The following is a 25,968-nucleotide window of genomic DNA, read 5'->3' on the forward strand; positions in this document are numbered from 1 at the left end:
CCGGAAGCCGCCCCCAGCACCCCCATGCGCCTCCTCTCCAGCCGCCGGGCTGGAGAGGAGGCGGGGTGTTTCATGGCCGCACGGGAAGCGAAGGCGAAACGGCCCCGGTCAACCGGTCACTCGGTCACCCGGCCCGCTGGAGCCGGGTGTCGCCCCAGTCGGCGTGGTCGTAGTTGGCGCCGTCGCCGCCGTCGGTGACCCGCAACGTCAGCTTCTGTACGCCCGTGATGTCGACGTCGATCAGTACCGCGGCGTCCTCGCGGGTGAGCACTCCGGTCCTGGCCAGAACCTCGCCGTCGCCGAGCACCTCGAAGGCCACCGAGCCCGTACCGCTCGCCTCGTCGTCGATGCCGACCGACGCGGTGAAGCGGGTGTACGCACCGCCGGTGTCCACGGTGACCTCACTGGCGGCGTGGGTCCCCAGCCCCTTGTCGTACTCCTTCCCGCGGATGCGCAGCGGGCCGCCGTCGGTACCGCCGGTCTCCCCGTTGGAACGGTCGCGCTCCACGGGGCCCCAGCCGTTGCTCTGCTGGACGAACGGCAGATCACTGACGTAGTCGACGCCCGGCGGCTTGACGAAGATCCGTACGGTCCGCTCGGTGCGCAGCGCGGGCGCGTCGGATCCCTCGGCGGGGGCGCGGTAGGTGACGGCCACCACGACGTCGTGGTAGCCGGGCGCCGCGTCGGCGGGAACGCGGACCTTCCAGTCGGCGGCCAGCGGCCGGCCCGTCGGCAGCTCGGCGGCGTGCGCGTCCTCGCCCTCCAGGGTCCAGCCCGAAGGGGCGGTGGCGGCGACGGTGACGTCCCGCACCGGGCCGAACTGGTCGACGAGGAACCGGCCGGACAGGTCCACGGACCCGCCTGCCTCCGCCTGCGTCCGCTCCGGGGTGGCGCTGAACGTCGTCAGGGGCAGGCGGTCCACCGGCTTGTCGCAGGTCTGGCTGCCCGGTCTGGCCGGACAGACCAGGGCGGCGAACCCGCCGTTTCGGACCGTCGGCACGTCAAGGGTGTCGCCGCGGTCCACGATCCGGCTCTCCCGCACCAGTCCGTCCGACCCGTCGCGCACGACATCGACACGCCACCTCCCCCTGCCCAGGAAGTCCAGCGGGACCTGCTGGGTGCGCGGGTCTCCCGCGGTGACACCGCCGAGGAACCAGCGCTTCGCGCTGCGCCGGGCGAACGTCGCCCCCTCGCCGGGGCTCCCGGCCAGCAGCCGGGTCTCGTCCCAGACGGTGGGCACCTGGTCCAGGAACCGCTCCAGCTCCGGCCGCCGGCGATAGGCGTCGACCGATCCCGCGTAGTTCTGGAACCCGGACTCGTAGACCACGGACAGCGCGAGCTCGGCGGCCTCGGACGTGTTGCGCTGCCCGAACTGGAAGCCCATGGGGGTGTAGTCCATGGAGCCGACCACATTGCGGGTGAACGGGAGGGTCGTGACGTCGCCGATGGACACGTTGCCCTGTTCGGCTCCGTAGACCGCCTCCATCCCCATGACGTGGGGCCAGGTGCGCTGGATCCCGTGCGGGATGGTCGAGCCGTGGAAGTTGACGAGCAGGTGACGCTTCGCCGTGTCGGCGAGGATCTCGTCGTACCAGCGGTAGCGGTCCCGGGATTCGGAGTCCATGAAGTCGATCTTCAGTCCGGCCGCGCCCCACTCCTGTATGCGTGAGAGGTTCGTCTCCCGCTCCTCGGGCGTGTCCAGGTCCGTCCAGTGCATCCACAGCAGGATCTTGACGCCCCGTCGGTTGGCGTGCTCGATGAGCTTGGGCATCCAGTCGGTGGTCTTCCAGCCGTCATCGACCAGCGAGTACTCCCAGCCGTGGGCCGCGCTGTAGTCCACGAACCGCTTCTGCGTCTCCAGGCTGCGCTGCGCCTCACTGAATCCCGCGAGCCAGGACCAGGCGACCTTCCCCGGCCGGATCCAGGAGGTGTCACCGATCTTCGAGGGCGGCGCGAGGTCGTCCACCAGTGTCGACTCGGTGACCGTGTCCAGGCCGCCGACGACCGCGGTGCGCCACGGTGTCTCCAGCGGACCGTCGAAGGCGATCTCCTCATCGGCGAGCCGGACCTCGTAACGGCCGGTCCCTGTCTGGTGGGCGAGTCGGCTGCCCGCGTAGCGCCCGTCCACGTCCGACTCGGTGAGCAGCACGTAGGAGTCGTTCACCTGGAACAGCGAGGGACTGCCGAAGTCGCCGGTGGCGGCGCCCGCGGCGGTCGTCCGGGTGCGCGGCCGCTCGTAGTTGACGGTGTACGGCAGGAGCCAGGCGGGGGCGTCGGAAGGAAGCTGAAAGGCCGAGGCCTCGCGGCGCACCGTGCCTTGGCCCGCGTCGGGCAGCACGTAGCGGTAGGCGATCCCGTCGTCGGCGACCCGCACGACCAGGTCCATCCGGTGGCCTTCACGGTCGGCGAAGGCCAGCCGGGTCTCGTTCATCCGCGCGGTGCGTTCGCGGCGCTTGCCGGTCGTGGTCGAGTACCGCTCGGTCACCGCCCGGACGGTGCTGCCGACGTTGCGCAGCCCGGAAGAGAAGTCCGCGGAGTCCGTGACGATGCCGACGGGAGCCGGCTCCAGCACGGTCGTGGTGCCCCGGCGGACGGTCAGCGACAGGGCACCGCTTGCCCCGTCCAGGGTGACGGCGGCGGACAGGCCTCCGGCGCGGTGCGCCGTCGGCTGGGCCACCGTCCAGGCACTGTCCCGAGGCTCGGCGGCCTGTACCGGAGGTGAGAGCGCTCCCGCGCCCAGAACCGCGCTCAATACCGCAACAAACAACTTCAGCATCCAAAAAACCTCAGCTTCCATGTGAGTTGTTGGGGACCATTGGGGCCGAGGTGATGCTGGCAACGTTGTCAGTTGCTGTAAAGACCTCGCGTCAAAACAACCGACGCAGGCTTCGCCCGGAGATCGCCGCCGGCCGCTGGGCACCGCCTGCCCGCGAAGAGGTACACGCGTAGCCAGCAGGCCTGACGACAAAGAACCGCCCCTGCAACTTGTCAGGAGCGGTTCGTCAACGACCCGTCAGGTAAGCCCTATCGACCAGCGAAGCCGACGAACGCGGTCCAGGCCGCCGCGTCCACCGCAATGCCATGGCGGGCTATGTCCTTGGAGTCGCGCACGTGGACGACGTAAGGGCAGACGGCGACCTCGACGCACTCGCCGCCGCTGCCGGTGCTGAAGCTGGACTTGCGCCACTGCATGGCGACCTCAACGCACTCGCCTCCATCGCCCGTGCTGTAACTGCTCTTGAACCAAGCCAGTTCGGGCTCAACGCTCATGTCTCTCCCAGCAGCTTCTCTACGTATGCCAGTGACTCACTCGGCGTGAGGGCCTGTGCTCGGAGAATCCCGTAACGGGCCTCAAGCTCCCGAACCTTCGACTGCCCTGAGTAGAGTCGGCTGTCGCCTTGCACCTCTGCATAGGCGATCCTCCGCCCTTCAGGTGTATCGATCAAGGTGAACGGGCCACCCAGTGCGCCGTGGTCCTCGCGACTGACCGGCATGACCTGGATCTCGACGTTCCGCTTATGGCCGATGAGCAGTACCTGCTCCAACTGGCCCCGCAGTACTTCCTTACCCCCGAGGGGCCTCTGGAGCACGGACTCTTCCAAGACGAAGCTCATCAGCGGCGCGGGCTTGCGCGCATAGATCTCCTGCCTCGCCAGGCGTGCGCTCAGCCCTTGCTCGATCCGGTCCTCGTCAAGCAGCGGGCGGCGGATGGAGAACACCGCTCGGGCGTACTCCTCGGTCTGCAACAGGCCCGGCATGGCGTACATCGCGTACACGTGAAGCTCAACCGCCTCCCCCTCCAACCTCGCCGCATCCCGAAAGAAGGCCGGATACTGCGCCCGCGCAACCTCCTCCTTCATCTCCTGGAGGACACCGCCCGCGTCCAGGACCTCGTCCGCCTTGTCGATGAACTTCGGCGGCGGCACCCGGCGACCCTGCTCGTACGCGGCGATGGTCGACACCGAGTAGCCCGTCATCGCCCCGAACTCGGGCCGCTCCAGCCCCGCCCGTACCCGGAACCGCTTCAACTGGCGCCCGAAGACGCGCAGGATGCCAGACCCGGCCCCCGCCTCCCGCTCGCCCTCCTCCGCCCCGGGCTCCTCCTCGGCAGCCGATCCCACCGGCTCACTCATGTCCCGCACCGCCTCCCCGGCCAACGCGGCCCCGCGTCGACCGTCACGCTCCGCTCCGCCTACACCCGCACACCAGCCACGTACAGCGACCGTCCGTGTGCGCGTCGTATCTCGTCACCGTAAAACCGCCACGTCAGCGTGGACCACATGAACAACGAAACTTCCCCCTCCCCGGGGGTTCGACCGCATGCCCCGACGCAGACGGACACGAACCCGGCGCCGAAGCAGACCGTCGATCCGCCCCCCGCGTCGCACCACACCCACAAGGCACGCCAACACCCCAGCCCCATCCGCGAGTTCTCGATGCGCTTCACGTCCTCCACGCGTGGGGCGCGTCTCGCCCGGCGTCTCGTCTCGCACTGGCTGGACGCCTGGGGCCACCCGTACACCGGTGAGGCCAACCAGACGCTGACGCTGATCACTTCGGAGCTGGCCACCAACGCCGTACGGCACGGGAATGTCGCCGGGCGGGACTTCCATGTCCGGCTGACCGAGACCGGCGACGGACCGCGCCCGCGCGTCCTGCGTGTCGAGGTCACCGACACCCGCGCCGAACGCGTACCGCTGCTCAGTTCCCACGAGCCGCCCGGCGACGAGGAGTCCGGTCGCGGTCTGCTCATCGTGGCGCGCCTGGCGGCGCGTTGGGCGGTCGCCCCGCGCGTCGGTGCACCGGGAAAGACCGTGTGGGCGGAGCTGTACCCGTCTTGAGGGCCTGATCCGCGAAGGTGGGCGGATCGTGGTTCGCGGGGCGGGCCGAATCGGGAATATGCCTGGCATGGGGGTATCACGCACACGTAGGGCGGCCGTGGTCTTTCTCGCTCTGCAGACGGTGAGCGCGGGGCTGGCGCTGTGGCTGTCCGAGCAGTTCCAGGTGGCCCGGCCGGCCGCGACCGCCGTCGCGCTGGTTCCGGCCCTGCCCGGTGCGTTCCTGGCCTGGATCGCGTACCGGGACGATCGCGCCGAGGCCGCCGCGGACACGGACGCGAAGGCCAGGACGCTGGCCGCGGCGGTCACCGCGGCCGAGACCCGCCGGCGTGCCCAGCTGATCGGTCCCGGTGCCCACCGCATCGATCTGGATCGCCGGGTTCACGGGCGGGCTCGTGGGCGGACTGTACTTCGCCACCGGTGCCGGCCGTCGCTACGTGGTCTTCCTCTGCTGCTCCCGTGGCCGACTGCCCTGGCGGCTCGGTGCCTTCCTCCACTGGGCCTACGGGGCGGGCCTGTTGCGGATCTCCGGCACGGCGTACCAGTTCCGCCACCGGGAACTGCAGGACTGGCTCACCGCCCGCCCCCGCGGGTAGCGGTCCCGCCGCTCGGCCGGCCGCGCGCTCCCCGCCGAGAGACACCTGCCCCGCTCGCGGTCAAGCACTTTCCCGCCAACGCCTGACGGGTTTTCGGAACTCCCGCGCCGGGTGTCGGACCCGCCGACTAACGTCAGTCGCTCATGCCTCCGTCAGGAGCGCGGCACATCGAGGGGAAGCGCTGTGACCACCATGCCCGAGGACCGGACCGGGTACCGGATCTCGATCGTCGACGAGGACCCGTTGCGTGCGCGCCGGGAAGCGCGCGAGTTGCTCGCCGGGATCGCCGACGTCGATCCGGGGGCGGCCCTGGACGTTCCCCGGCAGCGCACGGCGCACGGCGCGATCGCGATGGACGAGATCGTGATGGAGAAGGGCGGGCTGTCGGCCGACACCATCGGGGTGGTGATCAGCGCGGGTTCACTGGTCGCCGCAGGGGTGCAGATCTGGCTGGCGCGTGTGCCGCAGCGGACGATTGTCGTGAAGCGGCCCGACGGCGCGACCCTGCAGATCACGGGCAAGGAGGCCCGCGAGGACGACGAGCGGATCGAGAGGTTCCTCGCGGGCGGCGACGAGACGCCCCGCCCCACGGGCGACGACGGCCTCGGCGACACCCCCGCGGCGGGCTGAGCGCGGATGACCGACAACGACCGGTTCGCCATGCTCGTCGGCGTGTCCACGTACGACAGCGACGCGTACCAGGATCTGCCGCCGGTGCGCGCCGATCTGCACTACATGCGGGCGGTGCTGCAGAACACCGAGATCGGTATGTACAACGACTGCGCGATGGTCTCCGAGCCGACCCGCGCGGAGATGCTGCACGCCGTCGAGACGTTCCTGAACGCGCGGCAGCCCAGCGAGACCGCCCTGCTGTACTTCAGCGGGCACGGGGAGTTCTGCGAGGACGACAACCAGCTGTACTTCCTGACCCGGGACGCCGACCCCGACGATCTGCCGGGTACGGCGGTCCCGGCGGAGTTCCTGGAACGGATGCTCCAGTCGTGCCGTGCCTCCTCGAAGCTGGTGCTGCTTGACTGCTGTTCCAGCGGCTCCGTCGTACAGGGCTGGACCGCGAAGGGGCCTGCGGAGGAACCCGCGCGGCCCGCGCCGAGCACCCTGCTGCGGCCGACCGGCGTGTACTTCATCACCGCCTCCGACGCCCTCCAGTCCGCGTCCGCGATGGCGCCGCCAGGGTCCAGCCTCGGCACGTCCCGGTTCACCGGGGAGATCGTGGAGGGGCTGCGCAACGGGCGGATCAAGGGCGGCGGCTGGATCACGCCGGACGACCTCTTCGACTACCTGACCACGCAGATGGTGCGCGACGGCGTACCGGAGGAGCAGCGCCCCACCAAGTCCACGTTCAGGGCCACGCGGAGCCTGCCCTTCGCCCGGTCGGTGGCGCGCCCGGTGCACATCCCGGCGCTGCCCCGCGACGCGGCCGAGATCGCCCAGCGCTCACCCGCCCTGCTGAAGGCCCGGGAACTGGCCGCGCTGGACGCGCGCGACGGCGTCGACCGGCAGCGGCTGCTGCGGTACTACGCGCACTGCCTCACCGCCCAGGCGGCGGCCGGCATGCGGCCGGACCGGGACAGCGGGCGCGACGAGAAGTACTTCCTGCTGAGCCAGGGCGAGGAGACCATCCAGTCGGGGCGGGGCTCCACCTTCCCCGCCCCCGGGAAGCTGCCGAAACCGCAGGGCAGGCCGGCCGGTGCGGGCGGCGGTGACTCCGGGGCGCGGCAGGAGTACTGGTACGGCTATCCGGCGATCACGCTGCCCGTGCGGGACGGCGGTGGCCGGGGGCGCCGTACGGCGGTGGAGCTGGCGCCGCTGCTCATCCAGCAGATGGAACTCGCGCCGGACGAGGAGGGCCGAGACGTGCTCCGGCCCAGCGGGGTGCCATCCCTGCACACCGGTGTCGTCTCGGAACTGCTGGACGCGGGGGACGCGGCCGACCTCGTCGCGCGCTGGCAGCCGGCCTGGCAGGAGGGCAACGACGCGCAGATGCTGCGCGCGGTAAGGGAGTTGCTGGAGGAGCTGGGGCTGCCGGAGCTGGAGCCGCTGGACCCGTCCGCGCTCAGCGAGCGGACGGTGATGCAGGCGCTGCGGCCCGGCGCGCACAACGCGGCCGTGCTGCTGGTGCCTTCGGGCGTGGAGGCCAAGGCCACCGAGGCCCTGGTGAGCAACCTGCTCGAGATGTCGACGCGGACCGGGCAGATCCCCGGCACCGCCCTGGACGCGCTGCTGAGCGGCGGGGAGGGCGGGGCGCGGGCCGCGTCCGCAGCCGTGGTGGCTCCGGGGCCGTGCAACGAGAGCCAGGAGCTGGTGATCTCGTCGGCGATGTCACGGCCACTGACGGTGGCGACCGGGCCGCCCGGTACAGGCAAGAGCGAGGTCGTCACGGCCGTCGTCACCACCTGTGTCGCCGCCGGACAGTCCGTACTGATCGCCTCCACGAACAACGAGGCCGTGAACGTCGTCGCCGAACGCTGCGACGACATCGCGCCGGGCCTGCTGATGCGCACGGGCAACGCCGAGGCTCTTGAGCGGGAGGCGGCGAAACTGGAGCGGCTGCTCGGTGAGCCCGCTCAGGCCCCGCGGCGCGGATCGGCCACCGTGGGCGGCGAGTTGCGCACCACCCGGGGGACGGCCGACGGGCTGCGGGCGGAGGCGGCCCGCCACGTCGGTGAGGAGGGGCGGCTGCTGGAGCTGCTCCGGGACCGGGAGGAGCGCGCGACGGCGCTGGAGCTGCCGCTGCCGCTCCTGGAAGGCGTCTGGTCGGCTGCGGACGAGGACGGCGTGGCCGTTCTGGGGCGCTGGGAGGACAGGGCGCGGAAGGTGGCCGGGGCTCCCTGGTGGCTGCTCGGTCCGTGGCGCCGAGGGCGGGCGCTCGCGTCACTGGTCTCGGCGGTGGCCGATCCCTCAGAGGCCGATCCCTCAGAGGAGGACCGACCGTCGTGGCCGGCGTGGGCGACCGGGCGGCCGGTGCCGGCCGAGCTGCTGGAGTCGCTGGCGGACGCGGTGGCCGTGGAACGGGAGGTGCGGAAGCTCGTCCCCCGGCACCTGGCATGGGACGAGGACGGGCTGAGGCAGTCGCGGCTTGCGGCGGCGGGCGCGCTGTCCGAACTGTCGGCCGAGCTGTCCCGGGCGGTGTCCACCGAGGCGCTGACGAGGGCGCGCGGGCTCATGGGCCAGCGTCTCCAGGCGCTCCGGGGCCGCTCGGGCTACCAACGGAGCCAGAAGAACCTGATGGCGCACATCAAGGGATGGGCCATCAGCACCCACTCGGTGCGGCAGTTGGAGCTCACCCCGAAGCTGTTCGACCTCGTCGTCATCGACGAGGCGAGCCAGTGCTCCATCCCCTCGGTGCTGCCGCTGCTGTTCCGGGCGCGCCGGGCACTGATCATCGGCGACCCGATGCAGCTGGGGCACATCCCCGGCGTGTCACCGCAGCAGGAGCAGCAGGCGCGGGTCAGGGCCGGGCTGAGCGCGGCGCAGCTGGAGGATCACCGGCTCACGTACCACGTGTACTCCTCGTACCACGCGGCCGAGCAGCACGGCGACTTTGCGCTGCTCCTCGACGAGCACTACCGGTGCCATCCGCGGATCGCCGATGTCGTCAACGGCTACTGCTACGCGGGCCAGTTGCGGGTACTCACCGACGTTCGGCGGCAGATCCCGGCCCTCGACCCGGTGGCTGCGGCCGATCCGGCGCCGGTGCTGGGCTGGGTCGACGTACCGCACGGCGAGTCGGCGCGGGGCGGGGAGGGCCGGTCCTGGCGCAACGCGGCGGAGGCGGAGGCCGTGCGGCGGGTGGTGGACGAACTGCTGGCGCGGCTGCCGCAGGACGCCACGGTGGGGGTGGTCACCCCGTTCCGGGCGCAGAAGGAGACCCTGGCGCGGGTGTGGCGCGACGACGACCGGGTCCGGGTCGGCACGGTGCACGCCTTCCAGGGCGGGCAGCGCGACGTGATGGTGCTGAGCCCGGTGGCCACGCACAACACACCGCCGAGGACCACACACTGGGTCGCCGGCCAGGTCAACCTGTGGAACGTGGCGGTGACTCGGGCGAAGTCGCAGCTGATCACCGTCGGCGGTCACGCGTTCTGGCAGGGGCAGAGCGGTCTGCCGACCCTGCTCGCGGGACGCTCGGTGCTACTGGGGGCGGACGCGCGCGAGGACGGCGGGCAGGTGGGCACGGCCACCCCGGTGACCGGCTTCCGGGAGGAACTCGCCGACCGGCTCCAGCAATACCTCGCCGAGCGCGGGATCGCCGACCTGGAACGGGCGGCGATGGTCGGCGGACACCCGGTGGACCTGCTGTTCACCGAGGCCGGACAGAACACGGCGGTACTGATCGACCCCGGCCCGCCGCCCGCCGCCGACCCGGCCCGGCACCTGCGGCTGACGCACGCGCGGGGCGACCTGCTGACCGGGCTGCCGTCCGGGGGCTACGGGGCGAAGGCGTGCCCGGTGGGCCGGACAGTGCGGGTTCCGGCGTGGCGGATCCTGGCGGGCGAGGAGGTGCTGGCGCCGTTGTTCGACTGAATGGACGTGTTCCCCAAAGGAGCGCCGATGTTCTCTGACAGGACGACGTCCGAACGACCGATGACCGCCGACGACGTGATGCTCTTCGACTTCGAAGCCCAGCGGTACTACCGGGAGGAAGGAAGGTTCACGATCGAGACCGACCGCGACCCCGACCACAAACGGCTCAAGCACCACGCGAAGGGCGTCGGGCTCTCCCTGGCCCTGAAGCACCTGCACCAGAGCTGAGTGGCGGTCCGGACATCGCGGCTCCCTTTCGGCACTGCCCGCGCGCTTTCCCTTCCCCATCAGGGTCCGCGAACGCCAATGCAGGTGAAAAGAGAGCCCTTTCGGTCCGAATGGCTGAAGTGCCCAAGTACCTGGTGACGGTGTGACGCAAGTTGCACGCTTCGTGATGCTCGGTGGTCGGACGCGCCAGGTGGACGGCACACATGGGGAACTGAGCGGCACTCAGCGAGCTGCCTCGGGACCGTCTGCCGTGCGCCGACCAGTTCGATGACCGGGTTGTTGTCGCCCGGCTGTTCCACGATGGGGCGCGAGGCTTGAACCACCGCATACTCGGTCTGACGGTGCGGTTCTCCGGAGTCCCCCGGCCGGGGCCGGGGATGATGGGTCACGGCCCGGTGCTCACGGGGAGGTGGCCGGCGTCCGGAGCACCGTTCCTCGGCGCTCGAACTCCAGGATCGACTCCGCGTGAGTGGCGGCAGCGCTTCCCAACTCGCGTTCCACCAGCCACAGGGCGCCGTCGATGCCGGAGGAGACTCCTCCGGCTGTCACCAGGTCACCGTCGTCGACAACTCTCTGATCCACGACCCGGGCTCCCTGCTGGCTGAGGTAGCTCCTGGCCAGGTGGTGCGTGGTGCATGTACGGCCCGTAGTCAGACCGGCGGCGGACAGCACGATCACTCCCGTGCAGATGCCGAGGATCGTCACTCCGGCTTCATGCGCCGCGCGCAGCGCGGACGGCAGCTCTCCTTTGCCGATCTCCGCCCAGACGCCGGGGCCGTCGCGCCGGCTGAAGCCACCGCCGGGTACGACGACCAGATCGGCGTCGTGCGGGGCCCAGGCCTCTGCTGCCACCTTCGTGCCGAAGCTGTAGGTCACCTCGGCCGCCTCCCCGCCGGTCACCAGCTTCACCGTCACCGGATGGGCCCGGGCGGCCAGGGAGAAGACCTCGAACGGGCCGAAGACATCCAGCTCTTCCACTCCGTCGAAGGTGACGATGTGGACGCGCAGTGCTTCACCGCTGTCGCCGCGAGCGCGCCCGGGGGCTGCCGCGTGGGCTACCGCGTGGGCTGCACCGGCTGCGAGCGGGGTCGTCGAGAGGGCACCGACCGCCGCCGCCGAGGACTGCAACAGACTTCTTCTTCTCACGCGTGCCGAACCACCTTCGTCCGAAGTTTTGTGCCCCGACCGGCCGACAACCTCACGTGGCGGTCAGCGGGTTTCGAGGTGCACTGTCGAACCAGTAGTCGGTCGCCGGCGGGTTCGAGTTCCCGCATCTTCGGGCCAATTTCCTTTGCTGCGGCGGAACTTGAGGGAACGCGGCAGGCGTCACACGGTCGCCGACGTCGGCGTACTCCTCCGTCACCCGGGCGTTCATGGCCTCCAGCAGCACGGGCATCGGGAGCGTCCGCGCGTCGTGTCCCCGGATCCTGCCGGGCGATGCTCCGGTGTCGCACGGCGCATCCGCGACGACTTGATGAGCGGTTCGCACAGCTGTTTGCACCGCACGGGGGCGCCCGCCTCTGCCACCTCCGCCGGCACCCGCTGGTAATCGGCCGACAGATCCCCAAGTCCGGCCGCGTCCTTGCGGTAGGGCAGCACCCGTCCCGGCTCCGCGCCGCCGACCATGGCCGGATTCTCCTCCCCGGCCGCCTCGTCCTCGGCGGGCAACTGCCCCACGACCTGCTCCGCCGAGACGACGCGGGCCAGCTCGGCCTCGGCGTCCGTCAGCTGCTTGCCCAGCAGTTCGACCTGGTCGGCGAGGTAGGCGCGGCGTGCACCGATCCGCTCCAGTATCGGGTCCACCGGTCCCCCTGCCGCTCGCGTGACGCCAGCGCTACGGATCGTAGGCGCACCCGAACCAAGCGGGCAGGAAGAACAGACATCCGCCCACGGACCCATAACAGATGATCAAGCCCGGCGATCATGCCGCTCTGCCAGCACGAGTACACCCAGCCATCACCACTCCAGACCCCTGACCAACCACTTCAGGATGAAACGGGCTCACTGTCGCATCGGGACGTCGTCCGTACGCTCGCCCTCCGCTTGAGATGGTTCGGTCCTGGGCACGTCCGGGTGCTGTTCCATGGCGCTGCGCTCGTCCGGCTCGTTGCGCTCCCCCTCGGCCTGCGACGGGGTACGCGCGTACAGCCAGCGGTCGTAATCCGAGGCTCCGGATTTCATGACGGGCCTCCTTCGCTTGTTAACCCCATGCTCCACCTTCGGCCGTGACACGGCGAGAGACACTCGAGAAACGGGGCACTACTGCCCACCGTCATCATCGGACGCTACGACGCCTTCTGCCGCCCCGGACTACGCCCATGCTGGCCGCGCCACGCACCTACACCGTCAGCGCCGACGAACAGGAAACCTGGGCCAGTGCCCTGCAGCGGCGCCGACTGCCTGGCTGGGCGGGTTCTCGCGGCCGCTGCCGCAAAGGCCGAAAGGCCTGCTCGTCGGATGGTCCGACCAGCCGCGTCCAGCCCTCAGCCTTGCGGGCCGAGGGAGACAAGGCCAGCGCGACATCCAGCCGCCTCCTGAACGAGGATGGGAGGGAGGAGCGGAGCGATGGCACGGATGTTCGTCGACGGTGATGACCTGGTCGTGCACCTGACGTGGCGGGAAAAGGCAGCCGCGCGCGGCGGCGACCTGCGCGTGCCGCTGACGGCGGTGTGCCGGGTGACGGTCGAACCCGACTGGTGGCGTGCCCTGCGTGGAGCCCCGCAGCGCGGCATCTCGATTCCCGGGACCCTGTGCATCGGCACGCGCAGCCACCACGCCGGGACGGACTTCGTGGCCATACGGTCCGGCAGACCCCTCGTGTGCGTCGAGCTCCGGCCCTCCGCTCCTTTCCGCCTCCTTGCCGTCTCCGTTCCCACCCGTGCCGAGGCGCAGGCCACAGCTCAATGGCTCGGCCGAACCGCACCGAAGATCGACACATCCACGCCCTGGCGGCAGCCGCTTCCCGTACCCGCGGAGAACTCTGCCCCGCGACGTCTTGCACCTCACACGTACGGGCCATAGCGGGCGAGTGGACCGTTGTGCGGCGCCGCTTGCAGGCGAGACCGTTTTCTCCGCCCAGGCGGCCTCCGCCACCACTGGATCGGGCGTCTTCGGGCAGCAATCCGCCGACGACGACGGCTGCGCTGTCCCGCTCGGATTCACTGATCCACACCTCGGCCTGGCAGGGTTGCCACAGCGAAGGGGCGCTGACCAGGCGTGCTTCCATGGTCGGCACTGCCCGCCTGGGCCCACTCGCCTGCGAGCGGTACGTCCACGTCATGAGTGCGCGACGCCCGCATCCGAACACAAGGCGTGATGTGTGGCCCATGGCGACCCGCCACGCGGCAACCGGCCCGCACGCGCCGCAGATCGTGCGGGCCCGGACACGCCCCACGGGGGCATGGCCGGAGCCAGCGGGGCGGCCGGCGCTACGCGGGATTCACCGAGTGACTCGGGCCCGCCTGGTGACGGCCACGGTCGGACCACCATGTCACTCCTGTTGCGGAACCACCGCCACCGGGCAGTCGGAGTGGTGCAGCACCGTGTGTCCCACCAGGCCGAGCTGAGGTCCGAGGTGGCCGCGAGGCCGACGGGCCCCGATGACCAGGAGATCGCCCGTCTTCGACCGGGCCACCAGCGCATGGCGTGCGGAGCCCTCAACCAGCGCACGGTGCACGATCACGCCGGGATACTCCTTGGCGAGGCCGTCCAACGCCTCGTCGAGCAGAGCCTCGGCACTGTCCTCCTCGGCATGGGCGGGCTCCCCGGTCAGCAGCGGGTGCGGCGCCGTCCGGTGCGCCGGGCGACGCCAGGCCCGTACGGCCTCGACCTCCCACCCGCGTACCGCGGCCTCCCGGAAGGCGTACCGGACCGCTGCCGGCGCTGTGGCACCGGTTCCGACACCCAGAACGATACGGCCGACGGCGGATTGTCTGTTCTGCGCCCGGCCGCGTACGACGACGACCGGGCAGGGAGCCCGGGCAGCGAGGGCGAGACTGACCGAGCCCAGCAGGAGTTCCCTGATCGGGCCCCGGCCTCGTACACCGGTCACGACGGCGCTGGCGCGCAGTGCCTCGCGCAGCAGCGCCGACACGGGATCCTCCGGTACCACGCCCGTGCTGATCTCCAGCATCGGCGCGCGCAGCCCGGCACGACGGGCTGCTCCCGCCACGACGCTCTCCACGAGATCATGTCCGGTCACCGCATCCGAGACAACCCCGGGTGTGTCCGCCAGGGACGCGCCCTCGTACCGCTCCCAGAGCGAGGCGTGGACGACCCGCAGCGGCACCCCGTGGCGGACCGCCTCGTCCACAGCCCAGTCGACGGCGCGGAGGCTGGACTCCGAGCCATCGACACCCACAACCAGGGGTAGCGCCATGGTTCCCACCGCCTTCAGAGCGCCGAGATGCCCTCTTAGTCTCCCTCCGCCAGGCCGATGCGTCTCGTGCACCGGCAGGGAGGCATCGAGCAGCCGGACAGCGTCGGCGTCATCACCGGGCCGGTTCGTTCACCAGGGCTGCCCGACCCCTTGACGCAGTCCCGGTGGTGGAACCACGACGGGCTCATCCGGGACGCGGCCCCCTATCCGCGCTGCTGGTGACAGCAACCGGGCGGCCCTCCAGTTCGGCCACCGCGACTCCGGTCACAATCGAGGGGTGACTGGTGAGATGATCGCCGCGCCGATGTCCCGTGGTCAGGTCCCAGACCCACCTGCTGGGCCCACTCGCCAGGTCAGGAGCCCTTCGCCACCGGCTCAAGAATCGCCACGCACTCCACATGATGCGTCATGGGAAACAAATCAAACGCCCGCAACGTCCGCACCCGATACCCCCCGTCCCGGAAGTACCCCAAGTCCCGTGCCAGCGCCGCCGGGTCGCAGGCCACGTACGCGATCTTGCGGGCTCCGAGTGACGCCAGGTGCTGGACCGTCTTCTTGCCGGCGCCGGCGCGGGGCGGGTCGAGGACGATGAGGTCTACCTCGGTGATGCCGGTGCGCGGGAGGACCGCCTCGACCTTGCCCTGTTCGATGCGGACGCGGTCGAACGCGGCGAGGTTGTGCTTGGCGTCCTCCACCGCGCGCTTGCCGGACTCGATGCCGAGGACCGCGCCCTTGTCGCCGATGCGGTCGGCGAGGGCGCCCGCGAAGAGGCCGACGCCGCAGTAGAGGTCGAGGGCCATGTCGCCCTTGCGCGGGAGCAGGCCCTGCATGACGGCCTTGACGAGCGTGTCGGCCGACTTCGGGTGGACCTGCCAGAAGCCGCCGCTGCCGACCCGGTACGTACGGTCGTCGGCGCGTTCGCGCACGAAGGCGCGGCCGTGGACGCGGTGGATTCCGCCGTCGTGCTCCTCGACGCGCATGACGGAGACGGGCTTGTCGAGTTCGACAAGGGGCAGGCGGGCGCCGGGCCGCGGTTCGAGGATCACCATCCGGTCCTGCGAACCGGTCGCCGCGATCGCCTCGACCGACTCCATGCCGGACCAGTCGCGCTCCTCGATGCCCAGCTCGGAGATCCCGGGCGCGGCGATCATGCAGTGCTCGATGGGCTCGATCTCGTGCGAACGGTGGCGGCGCAGACCGGCGTTGCCGTCCTCGTCGACCGCGTACTGCACGCGCGTACGCCACGCGGGCACCTCACCGGCGGGCAGCTTGTCGCCCTCGGCCGGCATCACCGTGCCGTCCCAGCCGGCCTCCTCCGGGGTGAGGCCCGCGAGCCGCTGGAGCTGCTCGGCGATGACCTCGCCCTTGAGGCGCCGCTGCGCACCCGGCTTGGCGTGCTGCCAGTCGCAGCCACCGCAGCGGCCGGGACCCGCGTACGGGCAGGGCGCCTCGACGCGGTCCTTGGACGCCTCCAGGACCGTCACCGCGTCCGCGCGCAGGAAGCGCGAGTCCTCCTCGCCCTCCGTCACCCGTGCGACGACCCGCTCACCGGGCAGCGCGTGCCGTACGAAGAGGACCTGACCGGCCTCGGTACGGGCGACGCAGTGCCCGCCGTGCGCGACGGGGCCGATCTCGACCTCGTACTCCTGACCCACGAGCGACCCCGCCGGCGATTTCTTCGGTTCTGCCTGCATGGCGGGGTGACTCCAGATGCGAAAGGGGGAACGGCCGGACAACAGCCCACCAGTCTACGTGGACGCCACCCGACCGCTCACCACGAGCCCGCGGGCCCGTCGGTCCGAGGGCCGATCGCGCCCCCGACCCTTGAGCCGTCGGCCTCTCAGCCCCTCGGCCCCCCGCCTTCCAAACCCCTGGGCCTCTCAGCCCCTCAGCCCCTCAGCTCTTAGTCGGAGACGACGGTTCCTTCGGCCGGTCCTCTGCCGGTCCACGCCGCACGGAACCCGGCGCGTTCCACTCCTGCCGCTTGCGGGCCCGCTTCTTGGCCACCTCGGAGGACTCCAGCTGATACGGCACCGACGTCACCATCACGCCCGGCGTGAACAGCAGGCGCCCCTTGAGCCGCAGCGCGCTCTGGTTGTGCAGCAGGTGCTCGTACCAGTGGCCGACGACGTACTCGGGGATGATCACCGACACGACGTCGCGCGGGGACTCCTGCCGCAGCCCCTTCACGTACTCGATGACCGGCCGGGTGATCTCGCGGTACGGGGAGTCGAGGACCTTCAGCGGCACGGTGATGCCGCGCCGCTCCCACTCCTCGCGCAGGGCCTTCGTCTCGGCCGGGTCGACGTTGACGCTGAGCGCCTCCAGGCTGTCGGAGCGCATCAGCTTGGCGTACGCGAGGGCCCGCAGCGTCGGCCGGTGGATCTTCGAGATCAGTACGACGGAGTGGACGCGGGAGGGGCGCACGCTGTCGTCGGAGGGGCCCTCGGGCGCGGCGATCTCCTCGGTGACGCGGTCGTAGTGCTTCCGGATCGCGGACATCGTCGCGTAGAAGATCACCATGCCGAGCAGTGCGACCCAGGCGCCGTGCGTGAACTTGGTGACGAGGACGACGACCAGCACCAGGCCCGTGAAGAAGGCGCCGAACGCGTTGATCGCCCGGGAGCGGATCATGTGGCGGCGCTTGGCCTGGTCCTTTTCGGTGGCCAGGTGACGGTTCCAGTGCCGGACCATGCCGGTCTGGCTCAGCGTGAAGGACACGAACACGCCGACGATGTAGAGCTGGATGAGGCGGGTCGAGTCGGCGCCGTAGATCCAGACCAGCATGATCGCCGCGCCCGCGAGCAGCACGATGCCGTTCGAGAAGGCGAGCCGGTCGCCGCGGGTGTGCAGCTGGCGCGGCAGGTAGCGGTCCTGCGCGAGGATCGAACCGAGCAGCGGGAAGCCGTTGTACGCGGTGTTCGCGGCCAGGAAGAGCACGAGGGCGGTGGCCGCGGCGAGCACGATGAACAGGAAGCTGCCGTCGCCGAACACGGCCTCGGCGACCTGGGAGATCACCGGGTTCTGGACGTAGTCGGCGCCGACGGCGACGCCGTTCTGCAGCAGGTCTTGGGCCGGGTACTCGGCCATGCGCACGTCGGTCGCCATGGCCAGGCCGATGATGCCGCAGAACATGGTGACGGCGAGCAGGCCCATGGCGGCGAGGGTGGTCGCCGCGTTCTTGGACTTGGGCTTGCGGAAGGCGGGGACGCCGTTGGAGATCGCCTCGACGCCGGTGAGCGCGGCACAGCCGGAGGAGAAGGCCCGCAGCAGCAGGAAGACGAGGGCGAAGCCCGCGAGTCCCTGGTGCTCGGCCTTGATCTCGAAGTCGGCGGTCGGCGCCTTCATGGTGTCGTCGAGGACGAACCCACGGAAGGCACCCCACGCGATCATCAGGAAGACGCCCACCACGAAGACGTACGTCGGGATCGCGAAGAGCTTCCCGGACTCCTTGACCCCGCGCAGGTTCATCAGCGTGAGCAGCACGATCACGGCGACCGCGCAGGGCACCTTGTGCTCGACGACGAACGGGATGGCCGAGCCGAGGTTCTCGATGCCGGACGCGATCGACACCGCGACGGTCAGGACGTAGTCGACGAGCAGCGCGCTGGCGACGGTGAGGCCGGCCTTGGGGCCGAGGTTGGTGTTGGCCACCTCGTAGTCGCCACCGCCGCTGGGGTAGGCGTGCACGTTCTGCCGGTACGAGGCCACGACGGTGAACATCAGCACGACGACCGCGACCGCGATCCAGGGGCTGAAGTGGTAGGCCGACACGCCCGCGATGGAAAGGACGAGCAGCACTTCTCCGGGGGCGTACGCCACGGAGGAGAGCGGGTCGGAAGCGAAGACGGGGAGTGCGATGCGCTTCGGCAGGAGCGTCTCTCCCAGCCGGTCACTGCGCAGTGCGCGCCCGATCAAGATCCGTTTGGGCACGTCGGTCAGTTTGGACACGCAGAGGATCGTAAGCGGTCGAACACGGCCACGCCCACCCTCCCCCACCCTCGGTGTCGTTCAAAGGACAGAACGCCCGTCCTTCGTCTGCCTTCGTCCGCCTTCATCTGCCCTACGAGTGAAATCCCGTACGGGCCCGGCGGAGGATTCCACGGCCGGGCAAACCTGCATGCCTATATGAAAAAAGCCAGAACTTTGCCGCCCTCTCCCCCTTCACGGAGGTTCCATGCATGCCACCGCGGAACTCATCGGCGCCGCCGCCGGACTCGTAGGTCTGGGGATCCTCACCCTCCTCAGCGTGCGCAGCATCAGCCGCCGTTGATCGTCGGGAACCTGCGGGCGAACGTGCACGGGGGTGCCCCCGGCGGACCGCGCGTGTGTAGCTTGGGCGTCGGTCTGAGACCCTGTTTCAGCCTGAGCAGTAACTTTTCACACCGGAAGGACGGTCGTGCACATCGTCATCATGGGTTGCGGGAGAGTGGGTTCCGCTCTTGCCCAGACCCTGGAGCAACAGGGGCATACGGTCGCCGTGATCGACCAGGACCCCACCGCCTTCCGACGACTGGGCTCCGGGTTCGGCGGCCGTCGTGTCACCGGCGTCGGCTACGACCAGGACACCCTGCGCGAGGCGGGCATCGAGGACGCCGGCGCCTTCGCCGCCGTGTCCAGCGGTGACAACTCGAACATCATCGCCGCCCGGGTGGCCCGCGAGATGTTCGGCATCGAGAACGTCGCGGCGCGTATCTACGACCCGCGCCGCGCCGAGGTCTACCAGCGGCTGGGCATCCCGACGGTCGCCACCGTGCGCTGGACCGCCGATCAGATGCTGCGCCGGCTGCTGCCGTCGGGCGCCGAGCCGCTGTGGCGCGACCCCACCGGCGGGGTGCAGCTCGCCGAGGTGCACGCGTCCACGACGTGGGTCGGCCAGCGGATCAGCCGGCTCCAGGAGGAGACCGGCGTACGCGTGGCCTTCCTCACCCGGCTGGGCGAGGCGGTCCTGCCCACCTCCCAGACGGTGCTGCAGGAGGGCGACCTGGTGCACGTGATGATGCGTACGGACGACGTCGAGAAGGTCGAGGCGTCGTTCGCCGAGGGCCCTGAAGAGGAAGGCGGTCACTGATGAGGGTCGCCATTGCCGGTGCCGGCGCGGTGGGCCGCTCGATCGCGGGCGAGCTCCTGGAGAACGGGCACGAGATCCTGCTGATCGACAAGGCGCCGACCGCCATCTCGGTGGAGCGCGTCCCGCAGGCGGAGTGGCTGCTCGCCGACGCCTGCGAGATCACTTCCCTGGACGAGGCCGCGCTGCAACGGTGCAACGTGGTCATCGCGGCGACGGGCGACGACAAGGTGAACCTGGTCGTCTCGCTCCTCGCCAAGACGGAGTACGGGGTTCCGCGGGTCGTGGCCCGCGTCAACAACCCGAAGAACGAATGGCTGTTCACCGAGGCGTGGGGCGTGGACGTGGCCGTCTCGACCCCGCGTCTGATGTCGGCCCTGGTCGAGGAGGCGGTGAGCGTCGGCGATCTGGTCCGCCTGCTGCGCTTCAGCCACGGCGACGCCAACCTCGTCGAACTGACCCTGCCCCCGGAGTCCGCCCTCGCCGGCACCCAGGTCGGCGAAGTGGCGTGGCCCGAGGACACGTCCCTCGTCACCATCATCCGCGGCACGCGCGTCCTCACCCCCACCCACGAGGACTCCCTGGAAGCGGGCGACGAACTCCTGTTCGTGGCGGCTCAGGCCCGCGAGGAACAGTTGGAGGACCTGTTGTCGGTACGCCGCCAGGACGCGACGGGCTGACGACCGGACATACGTGAAGGGGGGCGCCCGGAAATCTCCGGGCGCCCCCCTTCAGCCCGTCCGGCGTTTGAGGACGAGGCCGTTCAGGCCGATAGCGGGGGTCTGGGGGCGGTAGCCCCCAGCGGCCCACACAGGCACCGGGTGCCTAATCGGCAGGCCCGTGCCTAATCCGCAGACCGAGCGGCAGCTTCCCGCTCCTTCTCCGCGCGCTCCTCCGCCTCCATCTCCGCGAAGACATCGATCGGCGGCGGCGCCTTCGCCAGGAAGACCCAGGTCAGCCACACCGCGAGCAGGAAGGGCGGGATCTTCAGAGCGATCAGGACCCAGCCGAGCTGAGTCGTGTCGGCCCACCAGTACAGCGGAAACAGAATCGCGCACTTGGCGAGCAGAATGAGCCCCCAGGCCCAACTGGCCTTCGCGTACGCCTTCTTGCGGCCGGGGTTGCGCGTGCGCCAGGAGAGGTTCTCCTTGAAGACCGGCCCGAGAATCAGCCCGATCAGCGGCACCCCGGCGAGGGTCGTGATGATGTACGCGAGGGCGAGTCCGAGCGTGTAGAGCATGCCGGGCAGATAGAAGTCCTTCGCGTTGCCCGTCATCATCGCGAAGACCACGCCGAAGGCGACACCGAAGACACCGCTGAAGGCGTGCTTGACGGTGTCCTTCATGACGAGGCGGACCACGACGAGCAGGATCGACACACCGAGGGCCGCGATGGCCGCCGAGTGCAGGTCCTTGTTGATCGTGTAGATCGTGACGAAGAGCAGGCCCGGCAGGACCGTCTCGATCATGCCCCGCAGACCGCCGAACGCCTCGAAGAGCGCGGCCTCGGTCACTGCCCGCGAATCCCGCTGGGCGTCTTCGGTCGGCTTGTCGAGCGACGTCACCGGCTACTCCCGTCCGAGGGGTCTGAGTTCGTATTTGGGATTGAACAGCACCCGGCGGCCCCGGCTCATCGAGATCCGGCCCGATGCGATCAGCTTGCGCCCCGGTTCTATCCCCACTATGGAGCGCCTGCCGAGCCACACCACGTCCAGTGCGGCCGAACCGTCGAACAGCTCGGCCTCCAGGGCCGGGACACCGGCCCTCGGGCGCAGCGTGACCGTGCGCAAGGTACCAGTAACCGTGACCACCTGTCGGTCGCGGCAGTCACCGATGCGCGTACAGCCCGCGGTCTCGGCGTCCTCGCGCAGCTCCTCCGACTCCAGGTCCTCCTGGGACGAGGAGAGCCGGTCGAGCATCCGCCGGAACCGGCCCGCCGGCTTTTCGGAACGAGGCACAGCACTCATGCCTGAAAGCGTACCGGGGAGCGCTGACACGTACGTACCCGCACGACCCGGCACTCGAACACACACGCCCGAAGCCATCGCTCGCACGCCTGAAGCCATCGCTCGCACGCCCGAAGCCACCGCTCGCGTGCCCGGACACACCTGTCGGACTCGCGGCTCACCTCTCGAACCGATACCCCATCCCCGGCTCCGTAATGAAGTGCCGGGGATGCGAAGGATCCGACTCCAGTTTCCGGCGGAGCTGGGCCATGTAGACCCGCAGATAGTTCGTCTCCGTGCCGTAGGAGGGGCCCCAGACCTCCTGGAGCAGCTGTTTCTGGCCGACCAGGCGGCCGGTGTTGCGGACCAGCACCTCCAGGAGGTGCCACTCGGTCGGGGTGAGGCGCACGTCTCGGCCGTCCCGGTTGACCTTCTTGGCGGCCAGGTCGACGGTGAAGTCCTCGGTCTCGACGATCACGTCGTCCTCGCCGCCCCCGGTGGGCTCGGCACGGCGGACGGCGGCCCTCAGGCGGGCGAGCAGCTCGTCCATGCCGAAGGGCTTGGTCACGTAGTCGTCGGCGCCCGCGTCGAGGGCCTCGACCTTCTCGTCGGAGGTGTGCCGGGCGGACAGCACCAGGATCGGCACGCGGGTCCAGCCGCGCAGCCCCTTGATCACCTCGACGCCGTCCATGTCGGGCAGACCCAGGTCGAGCACGACGACATCGGGGTGCCGGGCGGCCGCGAGCTGGAGCGCGGTGGCGCCGTCGGGGGCCGCGTCGACCTCGTACTTGCGTGCCTTGAGGTTGATCACGAGGGCTCGGGTGATCTGCGGCTCGTCGTCGACCACGAGGACGCGGGTCATGAAGCCTGCCTTTCCGGTTGTACGAGTTCGGAGACGGCCGCGAGTGGTGCCGGGTGGGCCGGGCCCGCTCTGAGGGTGAGAACCATGGTGAGGCCGCCGCCTGGAGTGTCCTCGGCGTCGAGGGTGCCGCCCATGGCCTCGGCGAAGCCGCGGGCGACCGCGAGGCCGAGGCCGACACCGGCGCCGCGCGGGACGTCCCCGTAGCGCTGGAAGGGCGCGAAGATACGGTCCTTCGCCTCGTCCGGGACGCCGCGGCCACGGTCCACGACCCGGACCTCCACGCGGTCGCCGAGCGCGCTGGCGGAGACGAGGACCCGCTCGTCGGCGGGGCCGTACTTGACGGCGTTCTCGACGATGTTGGCGACGGAGCGCTCCAGGAGGCCCGGGTCGACGGCGACCATGGGCAGGGTCTCGGGGATCTCCAGCTCGACGCTGTTCTCCGGTACGCCGCCCAGCGCCATCGGCACGACCTCGTCGAGGTCGATCTCGCGGATCAGCGGCGTGACCGTGCCGGTCTGCAGTCGGGACATGTCCAGGAGGTTGCCGACCAGGTGGTCGAGCCGGTCGGCGCCCGCCTCGATGCCTTCCAGGAGCTCGGCCTCGTCCTCCTCGGACCAGGCCACGTCGTCGGACCTGAGGGACGACACGGCGGCCTTGATCGCGGCCAGCGGGGTGCGCAGGTCATGGCTGACGGCGGCCAGCAGCGCCGTACGGATGCGGTTGCCCTCGGCGAGTGCGCGGGCCCGCTCGGCCTCCTCCTGGAGGCGCTTGCGGTCCAGCACGACGACGGCCTGGGCGGCGAAGGCGGCGAGCACCCGGCGGTCCTCGGCGGGCAGGACCCGGCCGGAGAGGGCGAGGGCGGTGTGGTCGCCGACCGGCACGTCCACGTCCGCGTCGTCGGGGAGCGTCGGCGGGTGCGGGCCGACGCTGCCCGCGCAGGTCCACGGGTCGACGTCGCTCTTGCGCTCCAGCAGGGCGGCCGACTCCATGCCGAAGGTCTCGCGGACCCGCTCCAGCAGGGCGTCCAGGCTGGTCTCGCCGCGCAGGACGCTGCCTGCCAGGAAGGAGAGGATCTCGGACTCGGCACGCAGCCGGGCCGCCTGGTGGGTGCGGCGGGCCGCCAGGTCCACGACGGAGGCGACGGCCACCGCGACACCCACGAAGATCACGATGGCGACGACGTTCCTGGGGTCGGCGATGGTCAGCCGGTGCAGCGGCAGGGTGAAGTAGTAGTTCAGCAGCAGCGAGCCGAAGGCCGCCGAGGCGAGCGCCGGGAGCAGCCCGCCGAGCAGCGCCGCCGCGACGACCAGAGCCAGGAAGAGCAGCATGTCGTTGGCGAGCCCGAGGTCCGTGTCGCCGTGGGTCAGCAGCAGCGCGAGGAGGGCCGGGCCGACGATGCCGACCAGCCAGCCCGCGATGATCCGGGACCGGCCGAGCCGCGCTCCCCGGGCGACCGGCAGTCCGCGCCCCTTGCCGGCCTTGTCGTGCGTGACGATGTGTACGTCCAGGTCGGGCCCCGACTCCCGGGCGACCGTGGCGCCGACGCCGGGGCCGAACACGTACTGCCAGGCCTTGCGCCGCGAGGAGCCCAGGACGATCTGGGAGGCGTTGACGCCGCGTGCGAACTCCAGCAGCGCGGACGGGATGTCGTCGCCGATGACGTGGTGGAAGGTGCCGCCCAGGTCTTCGGCGAGGGTGCGCTGGACGGCGAGCTCCTTGGGCGAGGCGGCGGTCAGGCCGTCGCTGCGGGAGATGTAGACGGCGAGCACCTCGCCGCCCGCGCCCTTCTCCGCCAGCCGTGCCGCGCGGCGGATCAGCGTACGGCCCTCGGGTCCGCCGGTCAGTCCCACGACGATGCGTTCGCGGGCCTGCCAGGTGGAGCGGATGCCGTGCTCGCCGCGGTACTGCTGGAGGTATGCGTCGACACGGTCGGCGACCCAGAGGAGGGCCAGTTCGCGCAGGGCGGTGAGGTTGCCGGGGCGGAAGTAGTTGGACAGGGCCGCGTCGACCTTGTCGGGCTTGTAGATGTTGCCGTGCGCCATCCGGCGCCGCAGCGCCTGTGGCGACATGTCGACCAGCTCGATCTGGTCGGCCCGCCGTACGACCTCGTCCGGGACGGTCTCCTGTTGCCGCACACCGGTTATCGACTCGACGACGTCACCGAGGGACTCCAGGTGCTGGATGTTGACCGTCGAGACCACGTCGATTCCGGCGGCGAGGAGTTCCTCGACGTCCTGCCAGCGCTTGATGTTCCGTGAGCCGGGGATATTCGTGTGGGCCAGTTCGTCCACCAGGGCGACGGCCGGGGCGCGCTCCAGTACGGCGTCGACGTCCATCTCGGTGAAGACGGTGCCCCGGTAGGCCAGCTCCTGGCGCGGGATCTGCTCCAGACCGTGCAGCATCACCTCGGTGCGCGGCCGGTCGTAGTGCTCGACGAAGGCCACCACGCAGTCCGTACCCCGCTCGACACGGCGATGCGCCTCGGACAGCATCGCGTACGTCTTCCCGACGCCCGGTGCCGCACCGAGATGGATCCGAAGCTTGCCGCGTCCCATGGCCCCATTGTCTTCCCAAACGCACTGCGTACGCTGCGTCGACCTTACGGCCAGCAATCCGGGCGAATGGGGTACGGGGCGGGGTGCGGGGCGTCTTTGACAGAACCCTGACGCGTCGGGACAGCGCCCTACCCGCCTCAGCGGGCCCCTGTGCTTCCGGGCCCCTGTGCTTCCGGGCCTCTGTGCTTCCGGGCCTCTGCGCTTCTGGCCTCAGTGCTCCACGATCTCGCCGTCGCTCAGTTCCAGGACCCGGTCGGCCAGGTCCAGGAGGGCCGCGTCATGGGTCGCGACGAGCGCGGTGACCCGCTCACTGCGGACGACGGCCCGCAGCAGCTCCATCACCGCGATCCCGGTCTCGGCGTCGAGCTGGCCGGTGGGCTCGTCGGCGATGAGGAGCGCGGGCTCGTTCGCGAGAGCGCGGGCGATCGCCACGCGCTGCTGCTGGCCGCCGGAGAGCTCCCCGGGCCGCTGCGCGGCGTGGTCGGCCAGCCCGACCAGGGAGAGCAGCAGCTCGACGCGCTCCTCGCGCTCGCGGGGATCGGCCCGGCGCAGCCGCATCGGCACTCCCACGTTCTCGGCGGCCGTCAGGATCGGGATGAGTCCGAAGGACTGGAAGACGAAGCCGATACGGTCCCGGCGCAGCTCCAGCAGCCCGTTCTCCCCGAGCCCGGAGAGGTCGAGCCCGTCGACGGTGATCCGTCCCTCGTCGACCTCGTCGAGCCCGCCGACGAGGTTGAGCAGCGTCGTCTTGCCGGACCCCGACCGCCCCTTGAGGGCGACGAGTTCACCGCGAGGTATGTCGAACGAGACGCCGCGCAGGGCGTGTACGGCGGTGGCGCCGCTCCCGTACGAGCGGTGGACGTTCTCCACGCGCACCATCGTGTCCGTGCCGACCTGGCTGACGACCTGGCTCATGACCCTCCCCCGTGGACCGGGCGCCAGTATCACCGTCC

Annotated in this window: 23 protein-coding genes; 9 read left to right on the forward strand and 14 right to left on the reverse strand. The window is 70.5% G+C overall.

Features of this window, described 5'->3' with window-relative positions; genetic code table 11:
• Positions 1–124 precede the first annotated feature (124 nt).
• The 3 genes from OHA11_RS10870 to OHA11_RS10880 form a co-directional block, all read right to left on the reverse strand.
• The gene (locus OHA11_RS10870) at positions 125–2,752 is read right to left on the reverse strand and encodes a glycoside hydrolase family 97 catalytic domain-containing protein (RefSeq protein ID WP_323186547.1); all 2,628 of its coding nucleotides are present in this window, start codon (positions 2,750–2,752) and stop codon (positions 125–127) included.
• Between the two features lie 272 nt (positions 2,753–3,024).
• Positions 3,025–3,270, reverse strand: coding sequence for a DUF397 domain-containing protein (locus tag OHA11_RS10875; protein ID WP_266494642.1), 246 nt, complete (start codon positions 3,268–3,270; stop codon positions 3,025–3,027).
• Positions 3,267–4,133: a helix-turn-helix transcriptional regulator gene (locus OHA11_RS10880; protein WP_266507080.1), complete on the reverse strand. Its 867-nt coding sequence runs from the start codon at positions 4,131–4,133 to the stop codon at positions 3,267–3,269. The genes OHA11_RS10875 and OHA11_RS10880 overlap by 4 nt, the downstream gene beginning before the upstream one ends.
• Before the next feature lie 147 nt (positions 4,134–4,280).
• On the opposite strand from OHA11_RS10880, the gene OHA11_RS10885 reads away from it, so the two are divergent.
• The 5 genes from OHA11_RS10885 (at position 4,281) to OHA11_RS10905 (ending at position 10,207) form a co-directional block, all read left to right on the forward strand.
• Positions 4,281–4,841, forward strand: coding sequence for an ATP-binding protein (locus OHA11_RS10885; protein WP_323186548.1), 561 nt, complete (start codon positions 4,281–4,283; stop codon positions 4,839–4,841).
• A gap of 347 nt (positions 4,842–5,188) precedes the next feature.
• A complete protein-coding gene (locus OHA11_RS10890; protein WP_266494645.1) occupies positions 5,189–5,434 on the forward strand; it encodes a hypothetical protein in 246 nt (81 codons plus the stop codon).
• Positions 5,435–5,626: 192 nt separating this feature from the next.
• The gene (locus OHA11_RS10895) at positions 5,627–6,064 is read left to right on the forward strand and encodes a hypothetical protein (protein ID WP_266507084.1); all 438 of its coding nucleotides are present in this window, start codon (positions 5,627–5,629) and stop codon (positions 6,062–6,064) included.
• Positions 6,065–6,070: 6 nt separating this feature from the next.
• Positions 6,071–9,979 carry an AAA domain-containing protein gene (locus OHA11_RS10900; RefSeq protein ID WP_266494647.1) on the forward strand — a complete coding sequence of 1,303 codons (3,909 nt, stop codon included), beginning with the start codon at positions 6,071–6,073 and terminating at the stop codon, positions 9,977–9,979.
• Positions 9,980–10,006: 27 nt separating this feature from the next.
• Positions 10,007–10,207 (forward strand): hypothetical protein, encoded by a 201-nt coding sequence (locus OHA11_RS10905; RefSeq protein ID WP_266494650.1) that lies wholly within the window; start codon positions 10,007–10,009, stop codon positions 10,205–10,207.
• A gap of 399 nt (positions 10,208–10,606) precedes the next feature.
• Here the strand turns inward: OHA11_RS10905 and OHA11_RS10910 are convergent, their stop codons facing one another.
• The 3 genes from OHA11_RS10910 to OHA11_RS10920 form a co-directional block, all read right to left on the reverse strand.
• The gene (locus OHA11_RS10910) at positions 10,607–11,353 is read right to left on the reverse strand and encodes a DJ-1/PfpI family protein (protein ID WP_266494651.1); all 747 of its coding nucleotides are present in this window, start codon (positions 11,351–11,353) and stop codon (positions 10,607–10,609) included.
• A gap of 225 nt (positions 11,354–11,578) precedes the next feature.
• Entirely contained in the window at positions 11,579–12,010 is a 432-nt protein-coding gene (locus OHA11_RS10915; protein ID WP_266494652.1) for a hypothetical protein, read from the reverse strand.
• A 198-nt stretch (positions 12,011–12,208) separates the two neighbouring features.
• The gene (locus OHA11_RS10920; protein ID WP_266494654.1) at positions 12,209–12,388 is read right to left on the reverse strand and encodes a hypothetical protein; all 180 of its coding nucleotides are present in this window, start codon (positions 12,386–12,388) and stop codon (positions 12,209–12,211) included.
• A gap of 384 nt (positions 12,389–12,772) precedes the next feature.
• On the opposite strand from OHA11_RS10920, the gene OHA11_RS10925 reads away from it, so the two are divergent.
• Positions 12,773–13,228 carry a hypothetical protein gene (locus OHA11_RS10925; RefSeq protein ID WP_266494656.1) on the forward strand — a complete coding sequence of 152 codons (456 nt, stop codon included), beginning with the start codon at positions 12,773–12,775 and terminating at the stop codon, positions 13,226–13,228.
• A gap of 469 nt (positions 13,229–13,697) precedes the next feature.
• Here the strand turns inward: OHA11_RS10925 and OHA11_RS10930 are convergent, their stop codons facing one another.
• On the reverse strand, positions 13,698–14,585 hold the full coding sequence (locus OHA11_RS10930; protein WP_266494659.1) for a universal stress protein: 888 nt from the start codon (positions 14,583–14,585) through the stop codon (positions 13,698–13,700).
• Positions 14,586–14,642: 57 nt separating this feature from the next.
• Between OHA11_RS10930 and OHA11_RS10935 the strand changes: the two genes are divergently transcribed.
• Positions 14,643–14,807 (forward strand): hypothetical protein, encoded by a 165-nt coding sequence (locus OHA11_RS10935; RefSeq protein ID WP_266494660.1) that lies wholly within the window; start codon positions 14,643–14,645, stop codon positions 14,805–14,807.
• Between the two features lie 131 nt (positions 14,808–14,938).
• Here OHA11_RS10935 and OHA11_RS10940 read toward each other — a convergent pair whose 3' ends face one another.
• Together OHA11_RS10940 and OHA11_RS10945 are read right to left on the reverse strand one after the other, a co-directional pair.
• Complete coding sequence (locus OHA11_RS10940) at positions 14,939–16,279, reverse strand: class I SAM-dependent RNA methyltransferase (RefSeq protein WP_266494663.1); 1,341 nt, start codon at positions 16,277–16,279, stop codon at positions 14,939–14,941.
• 202 nt (positions 16,280–16,481) lie between these two features.
• Positions 16,482–18,536: an APC family permease gene (locus OHA11_RS10945; protein WP_266494664.1), complete on the reverse strand. Its 2,055-nt coding sequence runs from the start codon at positions 18,534–18,536 to the stop codon at positions 16,482–16,484.
• 448 nt (positions 18,537–18,984) lie between these two features.
• On the opposite strand from OHA11_RS10945, the gene OHA11_RS10950 reads away from it, so the two are divergent.
• On the forward strand, positions 18,985–19,656 hold the full coding sequence (locus OHA11_RS10950) for a TrkA family potassium uptake protein (protein WP_266494666.1): 672 nt from the start codon (positions 18,985–18,987) through the stop codon (positions 19,654–19,656).
• Entirely contained in the window at positions 19,656–20,333 is a 678-nt protein-coding gene (locus OHA11_RS10955) for a TrkA family potassium uptake protein (protein WP_266494668.1), read from the forward strand. Before OHA11_RS10950 ends, OHA11_RS10955 begins: the two co-directional genes overlap by 1 nt.
• 164 nt (positions 20,334–20,497) lie before the next feature.
• Here OHA11_RS10955 and OHA11_RS10960 read toward each other — a convergent pair whose 3' ends face one another.
• The 5 genes from OHA11_RS10960 to OHA11_RS10980 all read right to left on the reverse strand — a co-directional run bounded on the left by OHA11_RS10960 (position 20,498) and on the right by OHA11_RS10980 (position 25,930).
• Positions 20,498–21,217: a DUF3159 domain-containing protein gene (locus tag OHA11_RS10960; protein ID WP_266494669.1), complete on the reverse strand. Its 720-nt coding sequence runs from the start codon at positions 21,215–21,217 to the stop codon at positions 20,498–20,500.
• Positions 21,218–21,220: 3 nt separating this feature from the next.
• Positions 21,221–21,619, reverse strand: coding sequence for an OB-fold nucleic acid binding domain-containing protein (locus OHA11_RS10965; protein WP_142192678.1), 399 nt, complete (start codon positions 21,617–21,619; stop codon positions 21,221–21,223).
• Between the two features lie 157 nt (positions 21,620–21,776).
• A complete protein-coding gene (locus OHA11_RS10970) occupies positions 21,777–22,460 on the reverse strand; it encodes a response regulator (protein WP_266494674.1) in 684 nt (227 codons plus the stop codon).
• Positions 22,457–25,015, reverse strand: a complete 2,559-nt coding sequence (locus OHA11_RS10975) for an ATP-binding protein (protein ID WP_266494677.1) — start codon at positions 25,013–25,015, stop codon at positions 22,457–22,459. The genes OHA11_RS10970 and OHA11_RS10975 overlap by 4 nt, the downstream gene beginning before the upstream one ends.
• 210 nt (positions 25,016–25,225) lie before the next feature.
• Complete coding sequence (locus OHA11_RS10980; RefSeq protein WP_266494680.1) at positions 25,226–25,930, reverse strand: ABC transporter ATP-binding protein; 705 nt, start codon at positions 25,928–25,930, stop codon at positions 25,226–25,228.
• Positions 25,931–25,968: the final 38 nt, after the last annotated feature.

The sequence above is a fragment of the Streptomyces sp. NBC_00878 genome (assembly GCF_026341515.1).
GTDB lineage: Bacteria > Actinomycetota > Actinomycetes > Streptomycetales > Streptomycetaceae > Streptomyces.